Annotated in this window: 13 protein-coding genes; 9 read left to right on the top strand and 4 right to left on the bottom strand. The window is 70.5% G+C overall.

The genetic code is table 11. The annotated features are described in order from the left end of the window. Window positions 1–16 precede the first annotated feature (16 nt). Together NB3_RS17960 and NB3_RS17955 are read left to right on the top strand one after the other, a co-directional pair. Complete coding sequence (locus tag NB3_RS17960) at window positions 17–1,807, top strand: DEAD/DEAH box helicase (RefSeq protein WP_067804371.1); 1,791 nt, start codon at window positions 17–19, stop codon at window positions 1,805–1,807. Window positions 1,808–1,923: 116 nt separating this feature from the next. Then, entirely contained in the window at window positions 1,924–5,286 is a 3,363-nt protein-coding gene (locus NB3_RS17955) for an AAA domain-containing protein (protein ID WP_244891951.1), read from the top strand. Here the strand turns inward: NB3_RS17955 and NB3_RS17950 are convergent. Next, window positions 5,256–6,434: an amino acid deaminase/aldolase gene (locus tag NB3_RS17950; RefSeq protein ID WP_067804367.1), complete on the bottom strand. Its 1,179-nt coding sequence runs from the start codon at window positions 6,432–6,434 to the stop codon at window positions 5,256–5,258. The genes NB3_RS17955 and NB3_RS17950 overlap by 31 nt on opposite strands. A 43-nt stretch (window positions 6,435–6,477) precedes the next feature. Beyond that, entirely contained in the window at window positions 6,478–6,960 is a 483-nt protein-coding gene (locus NB3_RS17945; RefSeq protein ID WP_067804364.1) for a TetR family transcriptional regulator, read from the bottom strand. 416 nt (window positions 6,961–7,376) lie between these two features. On the opposite strand from NB3_RS17945, the gene NB3_RS17940 reads away from it, so the two are divergent. Then, a complete protein-coding gene (locus NB3_RS17940) occupies window positions 7,377–8,123 on the top strand; it encodes a tyrosine-protein phosphatase (protein WP_067804361.1) in 747 nt (248 codons plus the stop codon). 7 nt (window positions 8,124–8,130) lie between these two features. On the opposite strand, the gene NB3_RS17935 is transcribed toward NB3_RS17940, so the two are convergent. Next, on the bottom strand, window positions 8,131–9,384 hold the full coding sequence (locus tag NB3_RS17935) for a class I adenylate-forming enzyme family protein (protein ID WP_067804358.1): 1,254 nt from the start codon (window positions 9,382–9,384) through the stop codon (window positions 8,131–8,133). A gap of 92 nt (window positions 9,385–9,476) precedes the next feature. Next, window positions 9,477–10,271, bottom strand: a complete 795-nt coding sequence (locus NB3_RS17930) for an enoyl-CoA hydratase/isomerase family protein (RefSeq protein ID WP_067804355.1) — start codon at window positions 10,269–10,271, stop codon at window positions 9,477–9,479. 38 nt (window positions 10,272–10,309) lie between these two features. On the opposite strand from NB3_RS17930, the gene NB3_RS17925 reads away from it, so the two are divergent. The 6 genes from NB3_RS17925 to NB3_RS17900 all read left to right on the top strand — a co-directional run bounded on the left by NB3_RS17925 (window position 10,310) and on the right by NB3_RS17900 (window position 21,693). Next, window positions 10,310–11,335 (top strand): glutathione S-transferase family protein, encoded by a 1,026-nt coding sequence (locus NB3_RS17925; RefSeq protein ID WP_067804352.1) that lies wholly within the window; start codon window positions 10,310–10,312, stop codon window positions 11,333–11,335. A gap of 138 nt (window positions 11,336–11,473) precedes the next feature. Continuing rightward, window positions 11,474–12,205 (top strand): hypothetical protein, encoded by a 732-nt coding sequence (locus NB3_RS17920; protein WP_067804597.1) that lies wholly within the window; start codon window positions 11,474–11,476, stop codon window positions 12,203–12,205. Next, window positions 12,202–13,182: an ABC transporter ATP-binding protein gene (locus NB3_RS17915; protein WP_067804349.1), complete on the top strand. Its 981-nt coding sequence runs from the start codon at window positions 12,202–12,204 to the stop codon at window positions 13,180–13,182. The genes NB3_RS17920 and NB3_RS17915 overlap by 4 nt, the downstream gene beginning before the upstream one ends. Beyond that, window positions 13,179–13,961 (top strand): ABC transporter permease, encoded by a 783-nt coding sequence (locus NB3_RS17910; protein WP_067804345.1) that lies wholly within the window; start codon window positions 13,179–13,181, stop codon window positions 13,959–13,961. Before NB3_RS17915 ends, NB3_RS17910 begins: the two co-directional genes overlap by 4 nt. A 51-nt stretch (window positions 13,962–14,012) precedes the next feature. Continuing rightward, on the top strand, window positions 14,013–17,780 hold the full coding sequence (locus tag NB3_RS17905) for an ABC transporter ATP-binding protein (protein WP_084823445.1): 3,768 nt from the start codon (window positions 14,013–14,015) through the stop codon (window positions 17,778–17,780). 106 nt (window positions 17,781–17,886) lie between these two features. Beyond that, window positions 17,887–21,693: a multifunctional oxoglutarate decarboxylase/oxoglutarate dehydrogenase thiamine pyrophosphate-binding subunit/dihydrolipoyllysine-residue succinyltransferase subunit gene (locus NB3_RS17900; protein ID WP_174553220.1), complete on the top strand. Its 3,807-nt coding sequence runs from the start codon at window positions 17,887–17,889 to the stop codon at window positions 21,691–21,693. Window positions 21,694–22,032: the final 339 nt, after the last annotated feature.

Genomic DNA, 22,032 nt, shown 5'->3' with positions numbered 1-22,032 from the left:
AGTAAACTCCTGGTCAATGAGCACCAATCAGGTCGACAGCGTTTCTGGCGACAACGACAGGGACACCGACGGCCCGTCTTTCGCCGATCTGGGCATCGATGACCGCATCCTCGCGGCCATCGCCGACGTCGGTTACGAATCGCCGTCGCCGATCCAGGCCGCGACGATCCCTCCGCTGCTCTCCGGCGCCGACGTCGTCGGTCTCGCGCAGACCGGCACCGGCAAGACGGCGGCCTTCGCCATCCCGATCCTGATGGGGCTCGAAGCCACCGGTCGCACCCCGCGCGCCCTCGTGCTCGCGCCGACCCGTGAGCTCGCGATCCAGGTCGCCGAGGCGTTCGGCCGCTACGCCGCGCACATTCCCGGCCTGCACGTGCTGCCCATCTACGGCGGGCAGAGCTACGGCGTGCAGCTGTCGGGCTTGCGCCGCGGCGCGCACGTGGTGGTCGGCACGCCGGGCCGGGTGATCGATCACCTGGAGAAGGGCACGCTCGACCTGTCCCAGCTGCAGTATTTGGTGCTCGACGAGGCCGACGAGATGCTGAAGATGGGCTTCCAGGAGGACGTCGAGCGCATCCTCGCCGACACTCCGTCGGACAAGCAGGTGGCGCTGTTCTCCGCGACCATGCCCGCCGCGATCCGCAAGATCTCCAAGCAGTACCTGCACGATCCGGTGGAGATCACGGTCAAGGCGAAGACCTCGACGGCCACCAACATCACCCAGCGCTGGGTGCTGGTGTCGCACCAGCGCAAGCTGGACGCGTTGACCAGGGTGCTCGAGGTCGAGTCGTTCGAGGCGATGATCATCTTCGTCCGCACCAAGCAGGCCACCGAGGAACTCGCCGAGAAGCTGCGCGCCAGAGGGTTCTCCGCCGCGGCGATCAACGGCGATATCGCGCAGAATCAGCGCGAGCGCACCATCGGCCAGCTCAAGTCCGGCGCGCTGGACATCCTGGTCGCCACCGACGTGGCCGCGCGCGGGCTGGACGTCGACCGCATCTCGCACGTGGTCAACTACGACATCCCGCACGACACCGAGTCCTATGTGCACCGCATCGGCCGCACCGGACGGGCCGGGCGCAGCGGCGAGGCGCTGCTGTTCGTCGCGCCGCGCGAGCGGCATCTGCTCAAGTCGATCGAGCGGGCCACCCGGCACCCGCTCACCGAGATGCAGCTGCCCAGCGTGGAGGACGTCAACGCCCAGCGCGTCAGCAAGTTCGGCGACGCCATCACCGAGAACCTCACCTCGTCGAACCTCCCGTTGTTCCGCAAGCTGATCGAGGACTACGAGCGCGAGCACAACATCCCGCTGGCCGACATCGCCGCGGCGCTGGCGGTGGGCTCCTACGACGGCGACAACTTCTTCATGGAGCCGGAGCCGGAGCCGGTGGAGCGCCCGCAGCGCGACCGGACGCCGCGCGAGCGGCCCGTCCGGCGTTTCGACGAGGAGCGGCAGGGTGCCACGCACCACCGCGCCACCGGCACCGAGCTGGCGACCTACCGCATCAGCGTCGGCAAACGGCATCGTGTGGTGCCCGGCGCGATCGTCGGCGCCATCGCCAACGAAGGCGGTCTGCGCCGCAGCGATTTCGGGCACATCAGCATCCGCCCCGACCACAGCCTGGTGGAACTGCCCGCGCAGCTGCCGGAGGAAACGCTGGAAGCGTTGCGGCGCACACGGATCAGTGGTGTGCTCATCCAGCTGCAACTGGATCAGGGTGCGCCGCAGCATCGCGCGTTCAGCCGCGGCCAGCGCCGCGAGCGCGAAGGCGGCAAGCGGCCCGAGCGCCGTAAGCCGCGTTCCTGAGCCGGGCAGGGTAGGCCGAGGTCAGGCGCGCTAGCTACAGTGTTGCGGTCCGTGTGTAATTCGGCGCACGCCGGCAGCGGGTGTCCCGCGAAGACACAGGAGGGCCGCGTTTGTTCGTGTTCGGTGATCGTGTCGTCTGCACTGCCGTCGATCTCGTCCGCGCGGCGCGTTGCGAGTTCGCCCTGCTGCGCGCCCTCGACGCCGAACTCGGCACCATCCCGGCCGACGCCGCGGGCACCGCATCCGGATACGAGCCAGCGTCGGGAAACGATGACGTCCGGCGGCGCCTGCTCGACGACTACCGCACGCGGTTCGGCGGCGCGGTGGTCGAGATCGACCGCCCGCCCGACGAACCGGGCGACCCGGGCCGCCGCGTCGCGGCACTGACCGCCGCGCACGCCGACACGGTCGCCGCCTTGCGCTCCGGCGCACACGTGGTGCACGGCGCGACGTTCTTCGACGGCCGATTCCATTGTTCCGCCGACTTTCTGGTGCGTGCCGAACACCGCGTCCGCTACACCGTGCACGGCATCGCGCCCACGACCGCCGACCGGGTGGCCGCCGCGCTCGAACTCGCCGCCTGCGCCGAAGCGCTCGACCACGCGGGCGCGCTCACCGCACCGCTGGTCCGGCTGCATCTCGGCGCCCAGAGCAGCGCGCAAGCGCTGAGCGAACTGCTCCCGCTGTACCGGGCGCGCCGGGGCCGGGTGGACCGCATCGTGGACGAGAAGCTCGGTGAACTGCTGCCCGTGCAGTGGGGCGATCCCCGCTACCTCGCTTGCGGCCGCTGCCGCACCTGCGCCGAGGCCCTGTCCGCCGCGCGTGACCTGCTGCTGGTGGCAGGCATGCCGCCCGCTGCCCGCGCCCGGCTGCGCGAAGCTGGCGTGAACACCATCGATCGGCTGGCCACCACCGAGATCACGGTTCCCGGCGTGCCGCCGCGCACCGTCGCCGCGCTGCGCCACCAAGCGGAAATCCAGCTGCGGCGCGAAGTTTCGGGCGAGCCGACCTACGCGGTGCTCGACGCGGACGTGCTCGCGGCGCTGCCTGCGCCCTCCCCGGGCGATCTGTCGCTCACCATCGCCGGCGGCGGCCGCACCCCGCTCGTCGTCGAGGTCGGCGGCGCCGACACCGTGCATCTTTCGTTGCGCGGGCCGCTCGGGTCGAGCGAACCCGGCCCTGCCGCGGCCGCCGAACGCCGCGTGCTCGAGCAAGTGCTGGACTACCTGACCCAGCGGCGCCGGATCGATCCGGATCTGCACGTCTACCACTACTCCGCGGCGGTGCGGACGGCGCTGCTGCGCTGCACCGGACGGCACGGCGTCAACGAGGAACTGGTGGACGAGCTGCTGCGCGACGGCGTCCTGGTCGATCTGTATCCGATCGTCCGCGGCGCGCTGCTCATCGGGGAGTCCTCCTACCGGCTCGGCGGGCTGCGCCGAGTGCTGCCGGGAACCGACCCGGCCGACGAACATGATTGCCGGGCGGTGCTGCGGTTGCGCGATTGGTTGCTCGATCGCGCGGCCGAGCAGCGCGTCGCCACGCGGACCGGCGCACCGGCCGCACGGTGGGTCCCCGGCGAGCCGGCGCCGCCGTCGTCGCGGCCGTCCTCACTGGAGGCCGCGCTCGCGGAATACGCCGCGGCGCAAGGTGATCCGCTGCATCCCGCCGCGTTGATGGCCGCGACGCTCGGCTATCACCGCCGCGAGCGGCAGCCGCTGTGGTGGGCGCACGCCGACCGGCTCACCCACCCGGTGGAGGAATGGGACGACGCGCCGGGCGTGCTGGTCGCCGACTGGGGCACCGTCGACACCAAATGGCATCGTCGTCCCGACCGCCCGGCGATGCGGCGTTATCTCACCCTGACCGGACGGATCGGCACCGGTCCCAGCGGCGCTCCCGGTCCGAGCGCGCTCACTCCCGGCACCGCCGTCTATACCTTCTACGAGCAGCCGATGCCGGATGGCATGGTCACCGACGCGGGGCGGCGGGCCACCGCGACGGCGACGGTGCTCGGCTGCTCGGTGGACACCGAATTCGACGACGCCGTCCGGCTGGAGGAATCGCTGCCCGAGGGGTGCGAACCCTACGACGAACTGCCTTCCGCCATCGCGCCCGGCCTCCCGGCGTGGGACGAGAACGCCGAACTCGCGATCGAACTCGCGGCGCAGGAACTGCTGATGACCTTGCCGGACACGCCGCGTACGGCCGTGTTCGACCTCCTCGCGCGCCGCAGGCCCCGGCTGCGCGGTGACGCCAGGTTGCCCGAGGTGCACGGCGACTACGCCGCGGCGATCACCGCGGCGCTGGGCGCTCTCGACCATTCCTACGTCGCGGTGCAGGGCCCGTCGGGCACCGGAAAGACCGCGACCGCGGCCAGGGTGCTGGAGCGGCTGATCACCCGGAACAAGTGGCGGATCGGCATCGTCGCGCAGACGCCCGCCGCCGTGGAGAACCTGCTCGACGCGGTGGTGCGAGCGGGTGTGCTGCCGGAACTGGTCGCCAAGAAGGACGCGGCGACCGTCGCGCCGGAGTGGGTGGTGATCGACGCCGCCCGCTATCGGCGTTTCCTGGACAACGCGATCAGCGGCTGCGTCCTCGGCGGCGAACCGGCCGATTTCGCGAACGAGCAGTTGGTGCCCCGCGCGGGCCTCGACCTGCTGGTGATCGCCGACGCCGGCCGCTTCCCGCTGGCCGAGACCGTGTCCGTCGCCGGGTGCGCCCGCAATCTGCTGCTGCTCGGCGACCCGGTGGCGTCGGCCGCGCGCGGCGCCCATCCGGCCCCGGTCGGCGAATCGGTGCTCGGCTGGCTGGCCGATGGGCGCCAGACCTTGCCCACCGAGCGCGGCTACTTCCTCGACCGCACCTGGCGAATGCATCCGGCGGTGTGCGAACCGGTCTCCCGCCTCTACTACGACGGCCGCCTGCGCGCCAACGAGACCGTCACCCTGGCCCGGCGACTGCACGGCGAGGACCCCGGCGTGGAGACCGTCCTGGTGGACCACTACGGCAACGCCACCGAGTCGCCCGCGGAGGCGCGCGAAGTGGTGCGCCGGGTGCGCGCGCTGCTCGGCAGGTCTTGGACCAGCGGCGCGACCACCCGCCGGATGCACCCCCACGACATCTTCGTGGTGGCTCCGTACGCCGCTCAGGTGGGACGCATCCGGACGCTGCTGGCCCGCGCCAAGATCGAGGACGTCCTGGTCGGCACGCCGGAGCGCTTCCGCGGCCGGGAGGCGGCGGTGGTGCTGCTGTCCATGACCACCTCCTCCCCCGCCGACGCCCCCTACGGCATGCCGTCGCTGCTGGCCCGCGGCCTGATCCACGCGCTGTGCCGCGCCATGTGGAAGGCGATCGTCATCCGCTCACCGCTGCTCACCGAGTATCTGCCCGCGAACCCCGACGAACTCGCCGATCTGGGCGCGTTCCTGCGGCTGACCGGCGCGGGTCAGCCGAAGCAGACGCCTTCGCCCCGATAGGTCGGCACGCTGACGCGGGAGCCGTCCTCCTCCACCAAGTGCACGGTGTCGAACCGCTCGCACACTTCACCGGCTTTGGCGTGCCGGAACCACACCCGGTCGCCGATCCGCAGTTCCGCGGCGCCCGACAACGGGGTCTGCACTTCACCCGCGCCCTCGGCGCCGAGCAGCTTCAACCCGCGCGGCCACACCGGCTTCGGCACCCGTGACCGCCCGGCGGGACCGGAGGCGATGTAGCCGCCCGCGAAGACGGTGGCGATGCCGGACGCGGGCCTGCGCAGCACGGGCAGCGCGAAATACAGCGACGGCCTCGGCTCGAACGACCGGTAGCCGTCGAACAGCGTCGGCACATACAGCCCGGATCCGGCGGTCACCTCGGTGACGTCCGGATCGGCGACGCTGACCTCGACCGATCCGCTGCCGCCGCTGTTGACGATCTCCAGCGCGCCGGTCACCGAGCGGACCGCGTCGAGCACCTCGGCCCGGCGCTTGCGGATCTCCGCCGCGGACGCCCGCTTCACCAACCGCACCGCGACGTTCGTGTCCGGCAGCCCCGCGATCTGCGCCTCATAGGTCATCACGCCGACCACGTCGAAGCCACGCCGCCGCGCCTCGCCCGCGAGCGCGGCCGCCTGTCCCGGCGTGCGAACGGGCGAGCGGCGCACCCCCAGATGCAGCGGGCCGAGTCGCAGGGAGGCGTCCACGTCGAGGCAGACCCGTGGCCGGACCAGGTCGGAGCCGACGGCGGCGCGGATCAGGTCGAGTTGCGCGGCGTCGTCGATCATCAGCGTGATCGAGCGCAACGCGATGTCGTCGGCGGCCAGTTCGGCCAGCGCGCCGCGATCCACGCTCGGATAGCCGAGCAGCAAATCGCGCGCCCCGTGGCGCACGAGCCACAGCGCCTCGCGCAGGGAGTAGGACATGATGCCCGCGAAGCCGCCCGCCGCGGTCAGCTCGGCGCCGAGGACTTCGGCGAGTACGGCGCGGCAGCGCACGGATTTGCTTGCCACCCGCACCGGCGTGCCACCGGCTCGCCGCACCAGGTCGGCGGCGTTCGCGCGCAGGGTGGACAGGTCGATGGCGGCCAGCGGCGGGTCGAGTTCGGCGGTGGCCGCGTGCAGCCCCGCGATCGGCGACGTCTCGGTCACCAGGACAACTCAACCACCAAGTTGGTCAAACGTCCAGTATTTGTCAGAGCTCCGCGGCCTTCGCGGCGAGCCCGCTGACCATCTCGTCGAGCACCACCAGCATGGTCTCGTCGTTGCAATCGGCCAGCCAGCGCAGCACCGTGCCCTGCACGATCGACACGACATTGCAGGCGATCGCCTCCACCGGCTCCAGCCACTGCGTGTCCGACAACTCGGCACACATCTCCAAGAAGGCGGTGACTTCCGCGTCCTTCTCCCGGTAGAAGTCCGTGGCGATCGGATCCGGGAAGCAATCGGTCTTCACCGCCCAGCGGGCGCGCAGCGCCTGCAGGGTCATCTCATACGACCTGATCTGCTTTTCCGGGGTGGCCTTGACCAGCGGCCAGTAGGCACTGACCCCCGCGTGCAGCAGCACGCGCAGCGCGCGGAGGCCCTTGTAGTCGAGCGTGGCCGCCGCCGCTTCGACCGCCTCGATGACGGCGGGTCGTAGCCGGATTTCTGTTATCACTTCTCCACGTGCGCTCAACGACGACTCCCTCTCGGCGAAAGAACTCACGCACCTGCGTCGGCGCGACTCGCTGAACAGGGCGGGCAACTTCGGGAAACACCTGGCTGCCCGGTCCAACGTTCACCAATGGTAGACATTTTTCGGGGTTTGAGAACGGGTTCGATGGGTAATTCCAGACTGAAAGAATGTTTTGTTACCCAACCGGGATCGGTATGCGATCGGCCCGTGTCGCCTGGAAAACGCGCTATGACGGTGGATCTGGACGATGCCCGCACGCTGGCAGACCGTTGACAACGGTACGGTCCGGGGGTCTGGCAACCCAAATCCTGTGGCGAATGCCACAGCCGAACCCGCCCAAAACGGTCAGCTCATCGTGCCGGGTTCGATCCGCCATCGCCATCGTTTCCGTTCCGCGCTGGGGATAGCCTGGATCGGTGACACTCTCGCCCCCCGCCGACCAGTACTTCCTCTCCGGCACGTTCAACTTCCGCGACACCGGCGGGCTGCGCACCGATGACGGCGCCAAGGTCCGCCCCGGCGTCCTGCTGCGCTCGGCGCAACTGAGCGGGCTCGACGACGCCGGCCACGCCGCGCTGCGCGAACTGGGCGTCAGCGCCGTCCACGACCTGCGCGGACAGCGCGAGATCGACCACATCGGCGCCGACCGGCTGCCCGCGGACGTCCGGCTGACCATCACGCCGTTCGACTCGCGCATGGCCGAGGCGCCACCTCACGAGGCGAGCGCGCGGACCGCCTACACGCACATGCTCGAGGTGTACCGGATGTTCCCGGCACTCCCCGAGGCGCACGCGGCCATCGCCTCCCTCGCCGAGTCCATCCTGCGCGGCGACGGCGCCGTGCTGGTGCACTGCGCGGCGGGCAAGGACCGCACCGGATGGGCCGTCGCGACGCTGCTGCGCGCGGTCGGCGTCACCGAAGCCGACGTCGAGGCCGACTACCTGCTCAGCAACGGAGCCGTCCCCGCGCTGCGCGCCCTCATGACGGACAAGCTGCTCGGCGGCGAGGAGCTGTCGATCGACCTGCTCGGCGTGCGGGACGAATACCTGGACATCGCCACCGCCTCGATGCGCGAGCTGCACGGCGATCTGGACGGCTATCTCGCGACGATCGGGCTGACGCCCGGCCTGCTCGGGCGGCTGCGCGAGCGCATGCTGGAGTGAGCCGAGCTCACTCGACGGGCACCGCTTGCCTGCGCACCAAGCCGTCGGCGTCGATCGTCACCTGGTCGCCGGTGTGGAACCAGGTTCCGGTGAACCGCGCCGCCGTAGTGGTCGGGTCGTCCCAGTAGCGCGGGGTGACATTCGGCCCGCGGCACAGCAGTTCACCGTGTCCCGCGATCGCCCGTGGGCCCCACAGCGCCAATTCCGTTCCGCCGAAAGGGAAACCGAGTACCGCGGCGGTGTCGGGCGAGTCCGCCCGCTCGGCGTCGTCCACCGCGAGACCGATCCCGCTGGTCTCGGTCGCGCCCCATACCGACCACTGCCTTGCGGCGGGGAACACGCCGCGCAGTTCGGCCGTGAGCGCGACCGGAGCGACCGGAGACGCGGCGCGCTCGGCGCGATGACCGGCTTTGCTGATCCGCGCGATGCGATCGGTGCGTAGTCCGCCCGCGCGCAGTTCGGCGAGCCGGGGCAGCAGGCCCGCGAAGATCCGCGGCGTCGCGGAGACCATGTCGACGCGCTCGGCGGTGATGGCTTCGGCCATGCCGCGGGTGTCCCGGGTGAGCACCACGGTGCCCCCGACGGCGAAGGTCGGCAGCAGCTGGTCGACACAGCCGCTGGCGTGCGCCAACGGCAACAGCACCAGATTGCGCAGACCGTCGGTCGGCAGGTCGAGCGCCGCGACCACCGAGCGCACGGCCGACAGCAGATTCTCGTTGGTCAGCTCGACGCCCTTGGGCGTGCGGCTACCGCTCGTGTAACACAGCAGCGCGAGGTCGCCCAGCGCCGCGCCGTCATCGATGTAGGCGGCGCCGTCGGGCAGGTCGGTCTCGCGGCCTGTGTCGCCGAGCACGAAATCCGCACGGCTGTCGGCGATCACGCGTTCGGCCACGCCCTCCGGGAGCTCGTCGTGCACCAGCACCGGCACCGCGCCGCTGAGCAGGGCGCCGAGAAATGCCTGCACCCACCGAGCGCCCGAGGGCATGCGGATCGCGACCCGGTCGCCGTATCCGATGCCGTGCTCCTGCAAGCCGCCCGCGATGCGGGAGGCGGAGTGCCACAGCTCCCGGTAGGTCAGGCGCGGGCCGCCGACCTCGACCACGGCTTCGCGACCGCCGAAGGCATGCACTTGCAGATCGAGTAGTTCGGTCAGCGCGGGCGTGAGGTTTCCGTAGCGCAGCACTCCGTCGGCGCCCCGGGCTAGCGGGTTGTCCCAGACGAGCGGGCCGGTGAGGGGATATTCGACGAGCAACTGCGACATTCGTCCTCCGCGTGCCTCGAGTTATCAGGCATTGCGACTATATGACGCATGTCACAACTTCGCTGCAATAGGCGACGAACGTGTCCCAGCTGTCACCGGCCCGCGTAGCGCGCCTTCCCCGGACCTTGCTCGAGAAAAGTACGCACACCGCCCTGGAGGTCCTCGGTGCCGAACAGCACGCCGGACACCTCGGGGGTCACCGAATCCGCATGTGCCACACCGCCGGAGCGCCAGGCCTCGATGATCTTCTTGGTCGCCGCGTTGGCCTTCGTCGGGCCGTCGGCCAGCCGGTGGGTCAGCGCGCGCGCCGCGGTGTCGAGGTCTTCGTGCACGGCGTTGACCACGCCCCACTCGGCCATGGTCGCCGCGTCGTAGAGGTCGCCGGTCATCACGAACTCGCGGGCGCGTCCGGAGCCCGCGCGTTCGGCGAGACGCTGCGGACCGCCCATCGACGGGGTCAGTCCGACCACGATCTCCACCAGCCCGAACTTGGCCTTCGGCGCGGCGAGCAGGATGTCGCAGGCGAGCGCGATCTCGAACGCGGCGGTCAGGGTCAGCCCGTGCGCGGCGAACACCACCGGGCACGGCAGCGCCTCCAGCGGATGAATGATCTGCGCGAACAGGGTGCGCCACAACTCGGCGCCCTGCTCGGGGGTCAGGCCGTCGAAGACGTGCACGTCGACGCCGCCGGAGACCACTTTGCCCTCGGCGCGCAGCAGCACCGCGCGCGGCGGCCGCGCCGACAGCTCGGCGATGTCGGCGATCAAAGCGTCCAGCATCGCCCGGTCGAAGAGGTTCAGCGGCGGGTGGGCGAGCGTGAGGGTCGCCACCTCCGCTCCGCCTTCGGTGACGTCTCGTTCCAGGCGGGTGGCCTTCGTTTCACTCATCCGGTCAGCGTACGAGGTCGATCTGGAAGACTGTCGATGTGACCAAGTCGGCCAGCGCAAGCGGTTCCTACGTCGAGCCCGGCGAGTTCAAACGCGACACGAACTACATCACGACCCGGATCACGGCCGACGGCCGCGACGGCTACCCGGTCGAGCCGGGGCGCTACCGCCTGGTCGCGGCGCGTGCCTGCCCGTGGGCCAATCGCACGCTGATCGTGCGCCGCCTGCTCGGGCTGGAGCCGGTGCTCTCCCTCGGCCTGTGCGGACCCACGCACGACAAGCTGAGCTGGACCTTCGATCTGGATCCCGGCGGTGTCGACCCGGTGCTCGGCATCCCGCGGCTGCGCGACGCCTACCTGGCCAGGTTCCCGGACTACCCGCGCGGCATCACGGTGCCCGCCGTCGTGGACGTGCCCACCGGCCGAGTCGTCACCAACGACTACGCGCAGATCACGCTCGACTTCTCCACCGAGTGGACCGAGTACCACCGCCCCGGTGCGCCCCAGCTGTATCCGGAACCCCTGCGCGCGGAGATCGACGAGGTGAACCTCGCGGTGTTCCGCGACGTCAACAACGGCGTCTACCGCTGCGGGTTCGCCGGGGCGCAGGACGCCTACGACGCCGCCTACGACCGGCTCTTCGCCCGGCTGGACTGGCTGTCCGAACGCCTTGCCGCACAACGGTATCTGGTCGGCGACACGATCACCGAGGCCGACGTCCGGCTGTTCACCACGCTGGTCCGCTTCGACGCGGTCTACCACGGGCACTTCAAGTGCAACCGGTCCAAGCTCGACGAGATGCCGGTGCTGTGGGCGTACGCGCGCGACCTGTTCCAGACCCCCGGCTTCGGCGACACGATCGACTTCGGGCAGATCAAGACCCACTACTACGTGGTGCACCGGGACATCAATCCCACCGGCATCGTCCCCAAGGGTCCAGATCTGTCGAACTGGCTCACTCCGCACGGCCGAGAAGCCCTCGGGGGCAGGCCGTTCGGCGACGGAACCCCGCCGCCCCCTCCCGCGCCGGGCGAACGCGTGCCCGCGATCCACACTCCCGGGTAAGAGCGCACCCGGCCGGGTCGAAAGCGAGGCAGCCGCCGGTGGAACCGATGCGGCTGGGTACTTCGTTGTCATGACGAGCTGACGGCAACCGGTGCCATACAGTTCTACCCAGCAGACCGGAAGAGGAGGATGCCGCCGATGCTCAAAGGCGCGTTCGAGAAGACGGTGGTCGAACTGCTCGACACCGGGTCCCGCCTGCAGGCCCCCGCGGTCGCCAAGTACGTGGACCGCATTCGCCGCTCGCACCCCGGCGAGAGCCCCGCACAGATCATCGACCGGTTGGAGAAGCAGTATCTGCTCGCCGTGACCGGCAGCGGCAGCGCGGTGGGCGCGACCGCGGCTTTCCCTGGCGTCGGCACCGTCGCGGCCATCGCCGCGGTGAGCGCGGAGACCACCTTCTTCATGGAGGCCTCGGCGGTGTTCACCCTGGCGGTGGCGTCGGTGCACGGCATCACGCCGGAAGACCAGGAGCAGCGCAGGGCGCTCGTGCTGGCGGTCGTGCTCGGCGAGAGCGGCATGCAGATCGTGCAGAAGAGCGTCGGCACGTCGGCGAAGAACTGGGGCACGGCCTTCGCCAACCGCATCCCCGGATTGTCGAGCATGAACGATTCGCTGCTGAAGCGGTTCATCATCCGGTTCATCACCAAGCGCGCGGCGCTGATGGCGGGCAAGGTGCTGCCCGCGGGCATCGGCGCCGTGATCGGCGGCGCGGGTAACCGCGCCTTGGGCAAGGCCACGATCACCAACGCGCGCAAGGCATTCGGGCCGCCGCCCAGCACCTGGCCCGCCGACCGCCACCTGGTCGTCGAGGCCGATCCGCTCACCGCGATCGACCCGGCGAAGCCGCGCCCTCCGGCCACGCCGCGATGAGCGGGACGCGGCCGATCGCGTTCGCGGTCCGGGGACTGACCAAGCGGTACGAACTGGCGACCGCCGTCGCGGACGTCAGTTTCACCGTGCCCTCCGGGACCATCGCCGCGCTCGTGGGCCCGCGCGGCGCAGGCAAGACCACCATCCTGCGCGTGCTGCTCGGTCTGCTGGCCCCGACCTCGGGGACGGCGTCCGTCGGCGGGCCCGGTTCCCGGCGCGACGGCGCGGGCTCCGCGAGCGTGATCGGCGGCGTCCTCTCGCCGCGCGGACTGCATCCGTCCCGGACCGCCCGCGAACACCTGTGGATCCACGCGGCCGCGGCGAACGTCGTCGACAGCAGGGCGACCGAAGTGCTCGAACTGGTCGGGCTGGACGCGCACGCGAGGACGCAGATACGCAACCTGTCGGCCGGACAGCAGACCAGGCTGGCGCTGGCCACCGCACTGCTCGGCGACCCGCCGCTGCTGGTGCTGGACGATCCGATGGAGGGACTCGATCCCGCCGAACGCGGCTGGCTGCACGACTTCCTGCGCAAGCACACCCGTCGCGGCGGCAGCGTCCTGCTGACCAGCGAGAGTCTCGGCGCGGTGCTGCCGGCCGCGGACCAGCTGGTCGTGCTGAGCGAGGGCGCGGTGGTGTATCAGGGCACTCCGGCGCGCTTGCGGCGCGGGCATCCGGACCGGCTGGTCGTCGCCGCGTCCACCCCCATCGCGCTGGCCACCGTGCTCGCCGCCCAAGGCTTCACCGACGCGGTGATCCGGCCGGACGGCCGCCTGGCCGTCGCCGAAGCGAGCGAAGCGCAGATCAGGACGGCGGCCACCGCGGCTCAGGTGCGGATCGATAGCATCGTGCCCGACCCGATCCACCCCGACCGCGTGCTCGCGTCGCTGACCAAACCCACCGCCACGCCCGCGCCGCACTACCCGGGCCTCGCCGCCCAGCCACCCTCGCCGACGCCGTACGGAATCCCACGATGATCGCCACGCTGCCCGCGGACCTGGTACCGAACGTCAACTCCGAGGTGCGCAAGGTGCTCACCATGCCGCGCGGCCGGACACTCGCCGCCGCGTTGCTGGTCGTCGCGCTGCTGGCGAGCGTCGCGTCGGCGAGCCTCGCCGGACCGCCGGATCCGCGCGGCCACCCCGCCACCGGCGCGGCGACGATCGGGCTCTACGTCGGCTTGGCCTTCGTCGTGCTGGCGGCGGCGATCTTCGGCGCGGTGGCGACCGGCGCGGAGTACCAGTACCGCAGCATGGCCGTGACCGCGCTGTTCAGCCCCGACCGCGACCGGCTCGCCGCCGCGAAGTTCATCGTCATCGGATGCTGCGCGCTCGCGGCGGCGGTCGCGGTCGAACTGGTGTCGGCCGGCGCGCTGTTCGGCGTCGGGCGCGGCAAGGTCCCCGTCACCGGGGAGTTGTTCGCGGTGTTCGGCGGAGGACTGCTCGCCGCGGTGTGCTGGTCGCTGATCGGCGCGAGCGCGGGCATCCTGCTGCGGTCTTCGACCAGAACGGTGGCGCTGCTGCTCGGCTGGAGCGTCGTCGCCGAGCCCTTGATCTGGCTGATCGCGCGCGGTCTCGGGATTCCAGGAGTGGTCACCCTGCTGCCCGTCTCCGCCACCGTCGGCACCGTCGCGGTCGGCTCCTATCCCGACAGCGACTTCCTCGCCCCCACCCCGGCCGCCGTGGTGGTCCTGCTGCTGTGGGCCATCGGTCTCGGCGCCGCGAGTTGGTGGAACCTGCGCACCCGCGACCTGTGATCCGAGGCGGCGCCGGGAACAACGACTTGTCGGCCGGTGTCGGTACCGTCGATGACGAACACGGTACGACGAAGGGGACGGGCGAGCGACGTGGACGGGGGATGCAGTCCGGGCTGGATACGCAGGCTGTGGGCCGAATGCCTACCGCACCGCGCGGTGCTCGGCGGCCTCGCCGCGGCGGTGCTCGGCGGGGCGCTCGTCGAGACCGCGGGGCCGCTGCTGACGAAGCGGGCCGTCGACGCGGCCGGGGTCGGTGACACGGCGGCCATCAGCGTCGTCGCCGGGCTGATCCTGGTGCTGGCCGTGAGCCGGTCCGCGGCCGGGTTCGGGCGGCGCTGGCTGGCCGGGCGGCTGTCGCTGGACGTGCAGCACGCGCTGCGGGTGCGGCTGCTCGGCGCGCTGCAACGGCTCGACGGCGTGGGGCAGGACACCCTGCGCACCGGGCAAGTGGTGTCCCGATCGATCACCGACCTGCAACTCGTCCAAGGACTCCTGGCCATGGTGCCGCTGTCGGGCATGGCGCTGCTGGAATTCGGGCTCGCCGCCGCGGTCATGATCTGGCTGTCCCCTCCGCTGGCCGCCGTCGCGTTGCTGGTGGTGCCCGCCATCGGCCTGGTGGTCTACCGCATGCGGCCGCGCCTGCACGCGGCCACCTGGTCCGCGCAGCAACGCGCCGCCGACCTGGCCCAGCACGTCGAGGAGACGGTCACCGGGGTGCGGGTGGTCAAAGGCTTCGGTCAAGAAGCGCGGATGGTCGACCTGCTGGAGCGGCACGGCCGTACCTTGTTCGCCGAGCGGATGCGCGCCGCACGGATCGACGCCCGGTTCGCGCCGACCGTCGCGGCGATTCCCCAGCTCGGGATGGTCGCGGTCATCGCACTGGGTGGGCTGCTCGCGCTGCACGGCGATATCGGCATCGGCACCTTCGTCGCGTTCGCCGCCTACGTCGCCGTCATGACCGGCACCGCGCGCATCCTCTCCTCCGTGATCGTCATGGCCCAGCTGACCAGGGCGGCGGCCGAGCGGGTCTTCCAGGTGATCGACACCGCGCCGGTCATCGCCGAACCCGAGCGCCCGGTCGAACTGCCGGACGGCCCGCTCGGCATCGAGATCGACGCGCTGAGTTTCGGCTTCGATCCGGACCGTCCGGTGCTGCGCGAACTGGACCTGCGAGTGCGCCCCGGCGAGACGGTGGCGGTCATCGGCCCGGCCGGATCGGGCAAATCCACGCTCGCCCTGCTGCTTCCGCGGTTCTACGCGCCCGACGCGGGCCGGATCCGATTGTTCACCGAAGCCGGCGCGGCGCACGCCGGTCCGGTCGGCACCGGGGACGCGCGCGCCGAGACCGTCGACATCGCCGACGTGCGCGCCGCCGACCTGCGTGCCGCCATCGGCGTCGTCTTCGACGATCCGTTCCTGTTCTCCGACACCATCGCGGCCAATATCGCGCTCGGGCGGCCGGACGCCACCGACGAGGAGATCAGGCAGGCGGCCGTGCAGGCCGCGGCCGACGAATTCATCGGCGAGCTGCCCGACGGCTACGACACCGTGGTCGGCGAGCGCGGCCTCACCCTCTCCGGCGGCCAGCGCCAGCGGATCGCGCTGGCCAGAACCCTGCTCACCCGTCCGCGCATCCTGGTCCTCGACGACGCCACCTCCGCGGTGGACGCGGTGACCGAGGCCGCGATCTTCGACGCGCTGCCCGACCGCGGCGGGCGCACCACGCTGATCCTCGCGCACCGGGAGTCGACGCTCGCGCACGCCGACCGCGTGATCCGGCTGCCCGCGCCCGCCGGGCACCTCGTTCCCGAGCCCGGCGCCACGTCCGCTCCGGACCGGCTAGTCGCCCACGATTCCGCCGGTCGGCGCTTCGGCGCCGCGGCGGCCGACATCAGCGAGACCCCCGAGCTGCGCCGCACCATCGAGCAACTGCCGCCCGCCACCGAGCAGCCGGGCATGGACTCCGAACGCATTCGCGAACCGGACCCGCACTTCCGGCTTTCCCGCCTGCTGCGTCCCGTCCGCGGGCTGGTGCTCACCGTCATGGCGCTGCTGGCCGCGGACGCGGCGATCGCCATCGCGTTCCCGCCGCTGGTGCGCTACGCGATCGACGGCGGCGTGCTCGGCGACGACGCCGCGGCGCTGGTCCGCGCGACCGTGCTCGGCGCGGCGCTGGCCGCGGCGGGCTTGGCGGTCGGCGCGGCAACCACATTGCTCACCGCGCGCACCGGGGAACGGGTGTTGTTCGCCCTGCGGGTGCGCAGCTTCGCGCACCTGCAACGGCTCGGCCTCGACTACTACGAGCGCGAGCTGTCCGGGCGGATCATGACGCGGATGACCACCGACGTCGACGCGCTGTCGACCTTCCTGCAGACCGGCGTCGCCACCAGCCTGGTCGGGCTGTTGACGCTGGTCGGCATCACGGTCGCGCTGCTGGTCATCGATACGTCACTGGCTCTGGTCGTGCTGGCGACGGTGCCCGCCCTCGCGATCGCGACGGTGCTGTTCCGGCGGGTGTCCTCCGCCGCGTACACGGTGTCGCGGGAGCACGTGTCGGCGGTCAACGCCGACTTCCAGGAGAACGTGACGGGCTTGCGCGCGGTGCAGGCCAACCGGCACGAGCCGCGCGCCGCCCGCCGCTTCGCCGAGTACTCGCAGCGCTACCGCAACAGCCGGTTGCGGGCGCAGCGGGCGATCGCGCTGTACTTCGCGTTCGTCGTCGGATGGGCCGACGTGGCGTTGGCGGTGGTGGTGTTCTTCGGCGCCCGCGAGGTCGCCACCGGAGCGACCAGCGCGGGCACCCTGGTCGCGTTCGTGCTGTATCTCGAGCTGCTGTTCGTGCCGATCCTGCAGTTGTCCCAGGTCTTCGACAATTACCAGCAGGCGAGGGTCGGGTTGCGCCGGATCGGTGACCTGCTGCGCACACCGTCCTCGATCGCCGCCGATCCGGCCGACCCGGCGCCCATCGGGTCGCGCCTGCGCGGTGAAGTGGCGTTCGACGGCGTCCGCTTCCATTACCCGGGCAGTCGCGTTCCTGCGCTGGACGGCGTCTCGCTGCGCGTACCGGCGGGTTCCACCCTGGCCCTGGTCGGTCCGACCGGCGCGGGCAAGTCGACCGTGGTCAAGCTGCTCGCGCGGCTCTACGACCTGCCCGCGGATGATCGCACCGACCCGCGAGAACTCCCCGGGGAAACCGCTCCGGGCGCGATCCGGGTGGACGGCGTCGACCTGCGGGACTATCGCCTCGCGGAGTACCGCTCGCGACTGGGCATCGTCCCGCAGGAAGCTCACCTGTTCACCGGAGACGTGGCGAGCAACATTGCATTCGGGAAACCATTCGCGACCGACGAGGAGATCGCCGCCGCGGCGGACGCGGTCGGTGCGACGGAGATGATCGCCGGCCTCCCGCTCGGGATGAACCAGCCGGTCGGTGAGCGGGGCCGCGGCCTGTCGGCCGGGCAGCGGCAGCTGATCGCGCTGGCCCGCGCCGAACTGGTCGCTCCGGACTTGCTGCTGCTCGACGAGGCCACCGCGACGCTCGATCCCGACACCGAGGCATCGGTGCTGGCAGCGAGCCGATCGCTGAGCCGCGACCGCACCACCGTGATCGTCGCGCACCGGCTCGGCACCGCCGCGCGCGCCGACCGGATCGCGGTGGTCGACCATGGGCGGATCGTGGAATTCGGCGAGCACGCCGAACTGCTCGCGGCGGGCGGGCAGTATGCCCGGCTCTGGGCAGCGGCGCAGGCGTCGGAGGGAATATTCTCGGATGACGCCGGGTCATCACCAATAGGGTCGGGGGTGTCGGGTGGTCAGTGAATCCGCCGATTTGCTGCTGGGCCTATCCTCAGATAGGGCGCATCGGCGCGCAATCCGCTGATCCCCGTGCCGGGCACGTCACAAACGTCGCAGCGCGAAGAACGAAATGAGGCGAACACCTGCTGTGAGCAGCTCAACATCCCAGTTCGGACAGAACCAGTGGCTAGTCGACGAGATGTATCAGAAGTTCAAACAAGATCCATCATCGGTCGACGAGAGCTGGCACGAGTTCCTGGCCGACTACACGCCTGACGCGAGTGGCGACTCCGGCAACAGCCAGTCCGCCCCCGCGCCCGCGCAGGCTGCCGCTCCCGCACCGGCTCCGACGGCCACCAAGCCCGCCGCCGCCACGCGCAACGACGCCAAGCCTGCTACTCCCGCGGCCCCGAAAGCGCCCGCCCCCGCTGCCGCCAAGCCCGCACCGGCCGCCGCCAAGCCCGCCGCTGTCACCGCCCGCGCACCGCAGACCACCCCGGCGCCGACGTCGAACGCCGCGCCGACCTCCGGCCCGAAGCAGGCCGACACCGCCGCCGACGAGGCCAAGGTGCTGCGCGGCGCCGCCGCCGCCGTGGCGAAGAACATGTCCGCCTCGCTGAGCATCCCCACCGCGACCAGCGTGCGCGCCATCCCGGCCAAGCTGATGATCGACAACCGCTTGGTCATCAACAACCACCTCGCCCGCACCAGGGGCGGCAAGATCTCCTTCACCCACCTGCTCGGCTACGCCATCGTGCAGGCGGTCAAGGCGTTCCCGAACATGAACCGGCACTACGCCGAGATCGACGGCAAGCCGAACGCGGTCACCCCCGCGCACACCAACCTCGGCCTTGCCATCGACCTGCCCGGCAAGGACGGCAGCCGATCGCTGGTCGTCGCCGCCATCAAGGGCTGCGAGGCGATGACCTTCGGGCAGTTCCACACCGCCTACGAGGACATCGTCCGCCGCGCCCGCGACGGCAAGCTCACCGCCGAGGACTTCTCCGGCGTCACCATCTCGCTGACCAACCCGGGCACCATCGGCACCGTGCACTCGGTGCCGCGCCTGATGAGCGGTCAGGGCGCGATCATCGGCGCGGGCGCGATGGAGTACCCCGCCGAGTTCCAGGGCATGAGCGACGAGCGCATCGCCGATCTGGGCGTCGGCAAGCTGATGACGCTCACCTCCACCTACGATCACCGCATCATCCAGGGCGCGGAGTCCGGTGATTTCCTGCGCACCATCCACCAGCTGCTGATCGCCGACGAGTTCTACGACGAGATCTTCCACGGTCTCGGCGTGCCGTACGAGCCGGTCCGCTGGCGCAAGGACGTCCGCGAACGCGGCGTCGACAAGAGCGCGCGCGTGCTGGAGATGATCGCGGCCTACCGCAACCGCGGCCACCTGATGGCCGACACCGACCCGCTGCGGCTGGTCAAGGACAAGTTCCGCAGCCACCCGGACCTGGACGTCACCCAGCACGGGCTGACCCTGTGGGACCTGGACCGCACGTTCAACGTGGCCGGCTTCCACGGCCAGGAGCGGATGAAGCTGCGCGACGTGCTGTCCGTCCTGCGCGACGCCTACTGCCGCCACGTCGGCGTGGAGTACACCCACATCCTGGACGTGGAGCAGCTGCGCTGGATCCAGGACCGGGTCGAGCAGAAGCACGCGAAACCGACGGTCGCGCAGCAGAAGTACATCCTGAACCGGCTGAACGCGGCCGAGGCTTTCGAGACCTTCCTGCAGACCAAGTACGTCGGGCAGAAGCGCTTCTCGCTGGAGGGCGCCGAGGCCGTCATCCCGATGATGGACGCCGTCATCGACCAGTGCGCCGAGCACAGCCTCGACGAGGTCGTCATCGGCATGCCGCACCGCGGCCGGCTGAACGTGCTGGCCAACATCGTCGGCAAGCCGTACTCGAAGATCTTCACCGAGTTCGAGGGCAACATGAACCCGGCCGCCACCCACGGCTCCGGCGACGTGAAGTACCACCTCGGTGCGCAGGGCACCTACCTGCAGATGTTCGGCGACAACGAGATCGAGGTCTCGCTCACCGCGAACCCCTCGCACCTGGAGGCGGTCGACCCGGTGCTCGAAGGCCTCGTGCGCGCCAAGCAGGATCTGCTGGACAAGGGCGACGGCGCGGAAGGCTTCTCGGTCGTGCCGCTCATGCTGCACGGTGACGCCGCGTTCGCCGGTCAGGGCGTGGTCGCCGAGACGCTGAACCTGTCGGGTCTGCGCGGCTACCGGGTCGGCGGCACCATCCACATCGTGGTGAACAACCAGATCGGCTTCACCACCGCGCCGGAGAACAGCCGCTCCACCGAGTACTCCACCGACATCGCGAAGTTCATCGGCGCGCCGATCTTCCACGTCAACGGCGACGACCCGGAGGCGTGTGACTGGGTGGCGCGCCTTGCGGTCGACTTCCGGCAGAAGTTCCGCAAGGACGTCGTGATCGACATGATCTGCTACCGCCGTCGCGGCCACAACGAGGGCGACGACCCGTCGATGACCCAGCCGTACATGTACGACGTCATCGACACCAAGCGCTCGGTCCGCAAGGCGTACACCGAGAGCCTGATCGGCCGTGGCGACATCTCGCTGAAAGAGGCCGAGGACGCGCTGCGCGACTACCAGGGCCAGCTGGAGCGGGTGTTCAACGAGGTCCGCGAGCTGGAGAAATACTCGCCTGGGCCGAGCGAGTCGGTCGAAGGCGACCAGCCGGTGCCTGCGAGCGTCGTGACGGCGGTGGACAAGTCCATCCTGCAGCGCATCGGCGACGCGTTCCTCAACGTGCCCGACGGCTTCAACGTGCACCCGCGCGTCAAGCCGGTGCTGGAGAAGCGCCGCGAGATGGCCTACGAGGGCAAGGTCGACTGGGCCTTCGCCGAGCTGCTCGCCTTCGGCACGCTGATCGACGAGGGTCGCGCGGTGCGCCTGACCGGTCAGGACTCCCGCCGCGGCACGTTCACCCAGCGGCACGCGGTGATCATCGACCGCAAGACCGCCGAGGAGTACACCCCGCTGCACAACATCGGCAGCGAGAACCCGGGCTGGTTCGCCGTGCACGACTCCGCGCTGAGCGAATACGCCGCCGTCGGTTTCGAATACGGCTACTCGCTGGGCAACCCCAACGCGCTGGTGTTGTGGGAGGCGCAGTTCGGTGACTTCGTCAACGGCGCGCAGTCGATCATCGATGAGTTCATCTCCTCCGGTGAGGCCAAGTGGGGCCAGCTCTCCGACGTCGTGCTGCTGCTGCCGCACGGCCACGAGGGCCAAGGCCCGGACCACACCTCCGGCCGCATCGAGCGCTTCCTCCAGCTGTGCGCTGAGGGCTCGATGACCGTCGCGGTGCCGTCCACCCCGGCGAACTACTTCCACCTGCTGCGCCGCCACGCGCTCGACGGCATCCGCCGCCCGCTGATCGTCTTCACCCCGAAGTCGATGCTGCGCAACAAGGCCGTGGTCTCCGACCTGAAGGACTTCACCGAGAGCAAGTTCCGCTCGGTCTTCGACGAACCGGCCTACGAGCAGGGCATCGGCGACCGCAGCAAGGTCAAGCGCATCCTCATGACCAGCGGCAAGCTCTACTACGAACTCGCCGCCGAAAAGGCCAAGCAGAAGCGCGAAGACGTCGCCATCGTGCGGATCGAGCAGCTTTACCCGCTGCCCGTCCGCCGCCTCAACGAGGCCCTGGAGGGCTACCCCAACGCCACCGACCTGGCGTGGGTCCAGGAGGAACCGGCCAACCAGGGCGCCTGGCCCTTCTTCGGCCTCAACCTCCCCGAAACCCTCCCCGCCCGCTTCGCCAACACCCGCCTGCGCCGCATCTCCCGCCGGGCGATGTCGGCCCCGTCCTCGGGCTCGAGCAAGGTGCACGCTGTGGAACAGGCGGAGATCATCGCGGAGGCGTTCGAGCCGACTAGTTAGTTTCTTGAGCTGACACCGGGCCGGATCGCACTGTTACATAGAGCGATCCGGCCCGGATTCGCATTCTCGAACAAAGACAGTTTCGGATGCCGAATCCACTTTCGCTGTTATAGCGGAGCGTATCTGCATCTCGCTCGGTGCAGGAAGACGGACGCGGGTGTCGCAGACGACCATGCTCCGCCGCTCGAAAAGGAGCCCACCGAGATCGGTAGTGTCGTCGTGCTGTCGAGGTCGCCGACAGAAAACGACTGCTACGTTCCTGGCAAACTGCCTACAGGTACAAGCCGACTCTTCCAGTCAGGCTCTGAGACCCCTGGCCAGTCCCAGGTCGACGAACGC

The sequence above is a fragment of the Nocardia beijingensis NBRC 16342 genome, from assembly GCF_001612785.1.
In the GTDB taxonomy this organism is placed as follows: domain Bacteria; phylum Actinomycetota; class Actinomycetes; order Mycobacteriales; family Mycobacteriaceae; genus Nocardia; species Nocardia beijingensis.
This window is presented reverse-complemented; position numbering and strand designations above follow the sequence as displayed.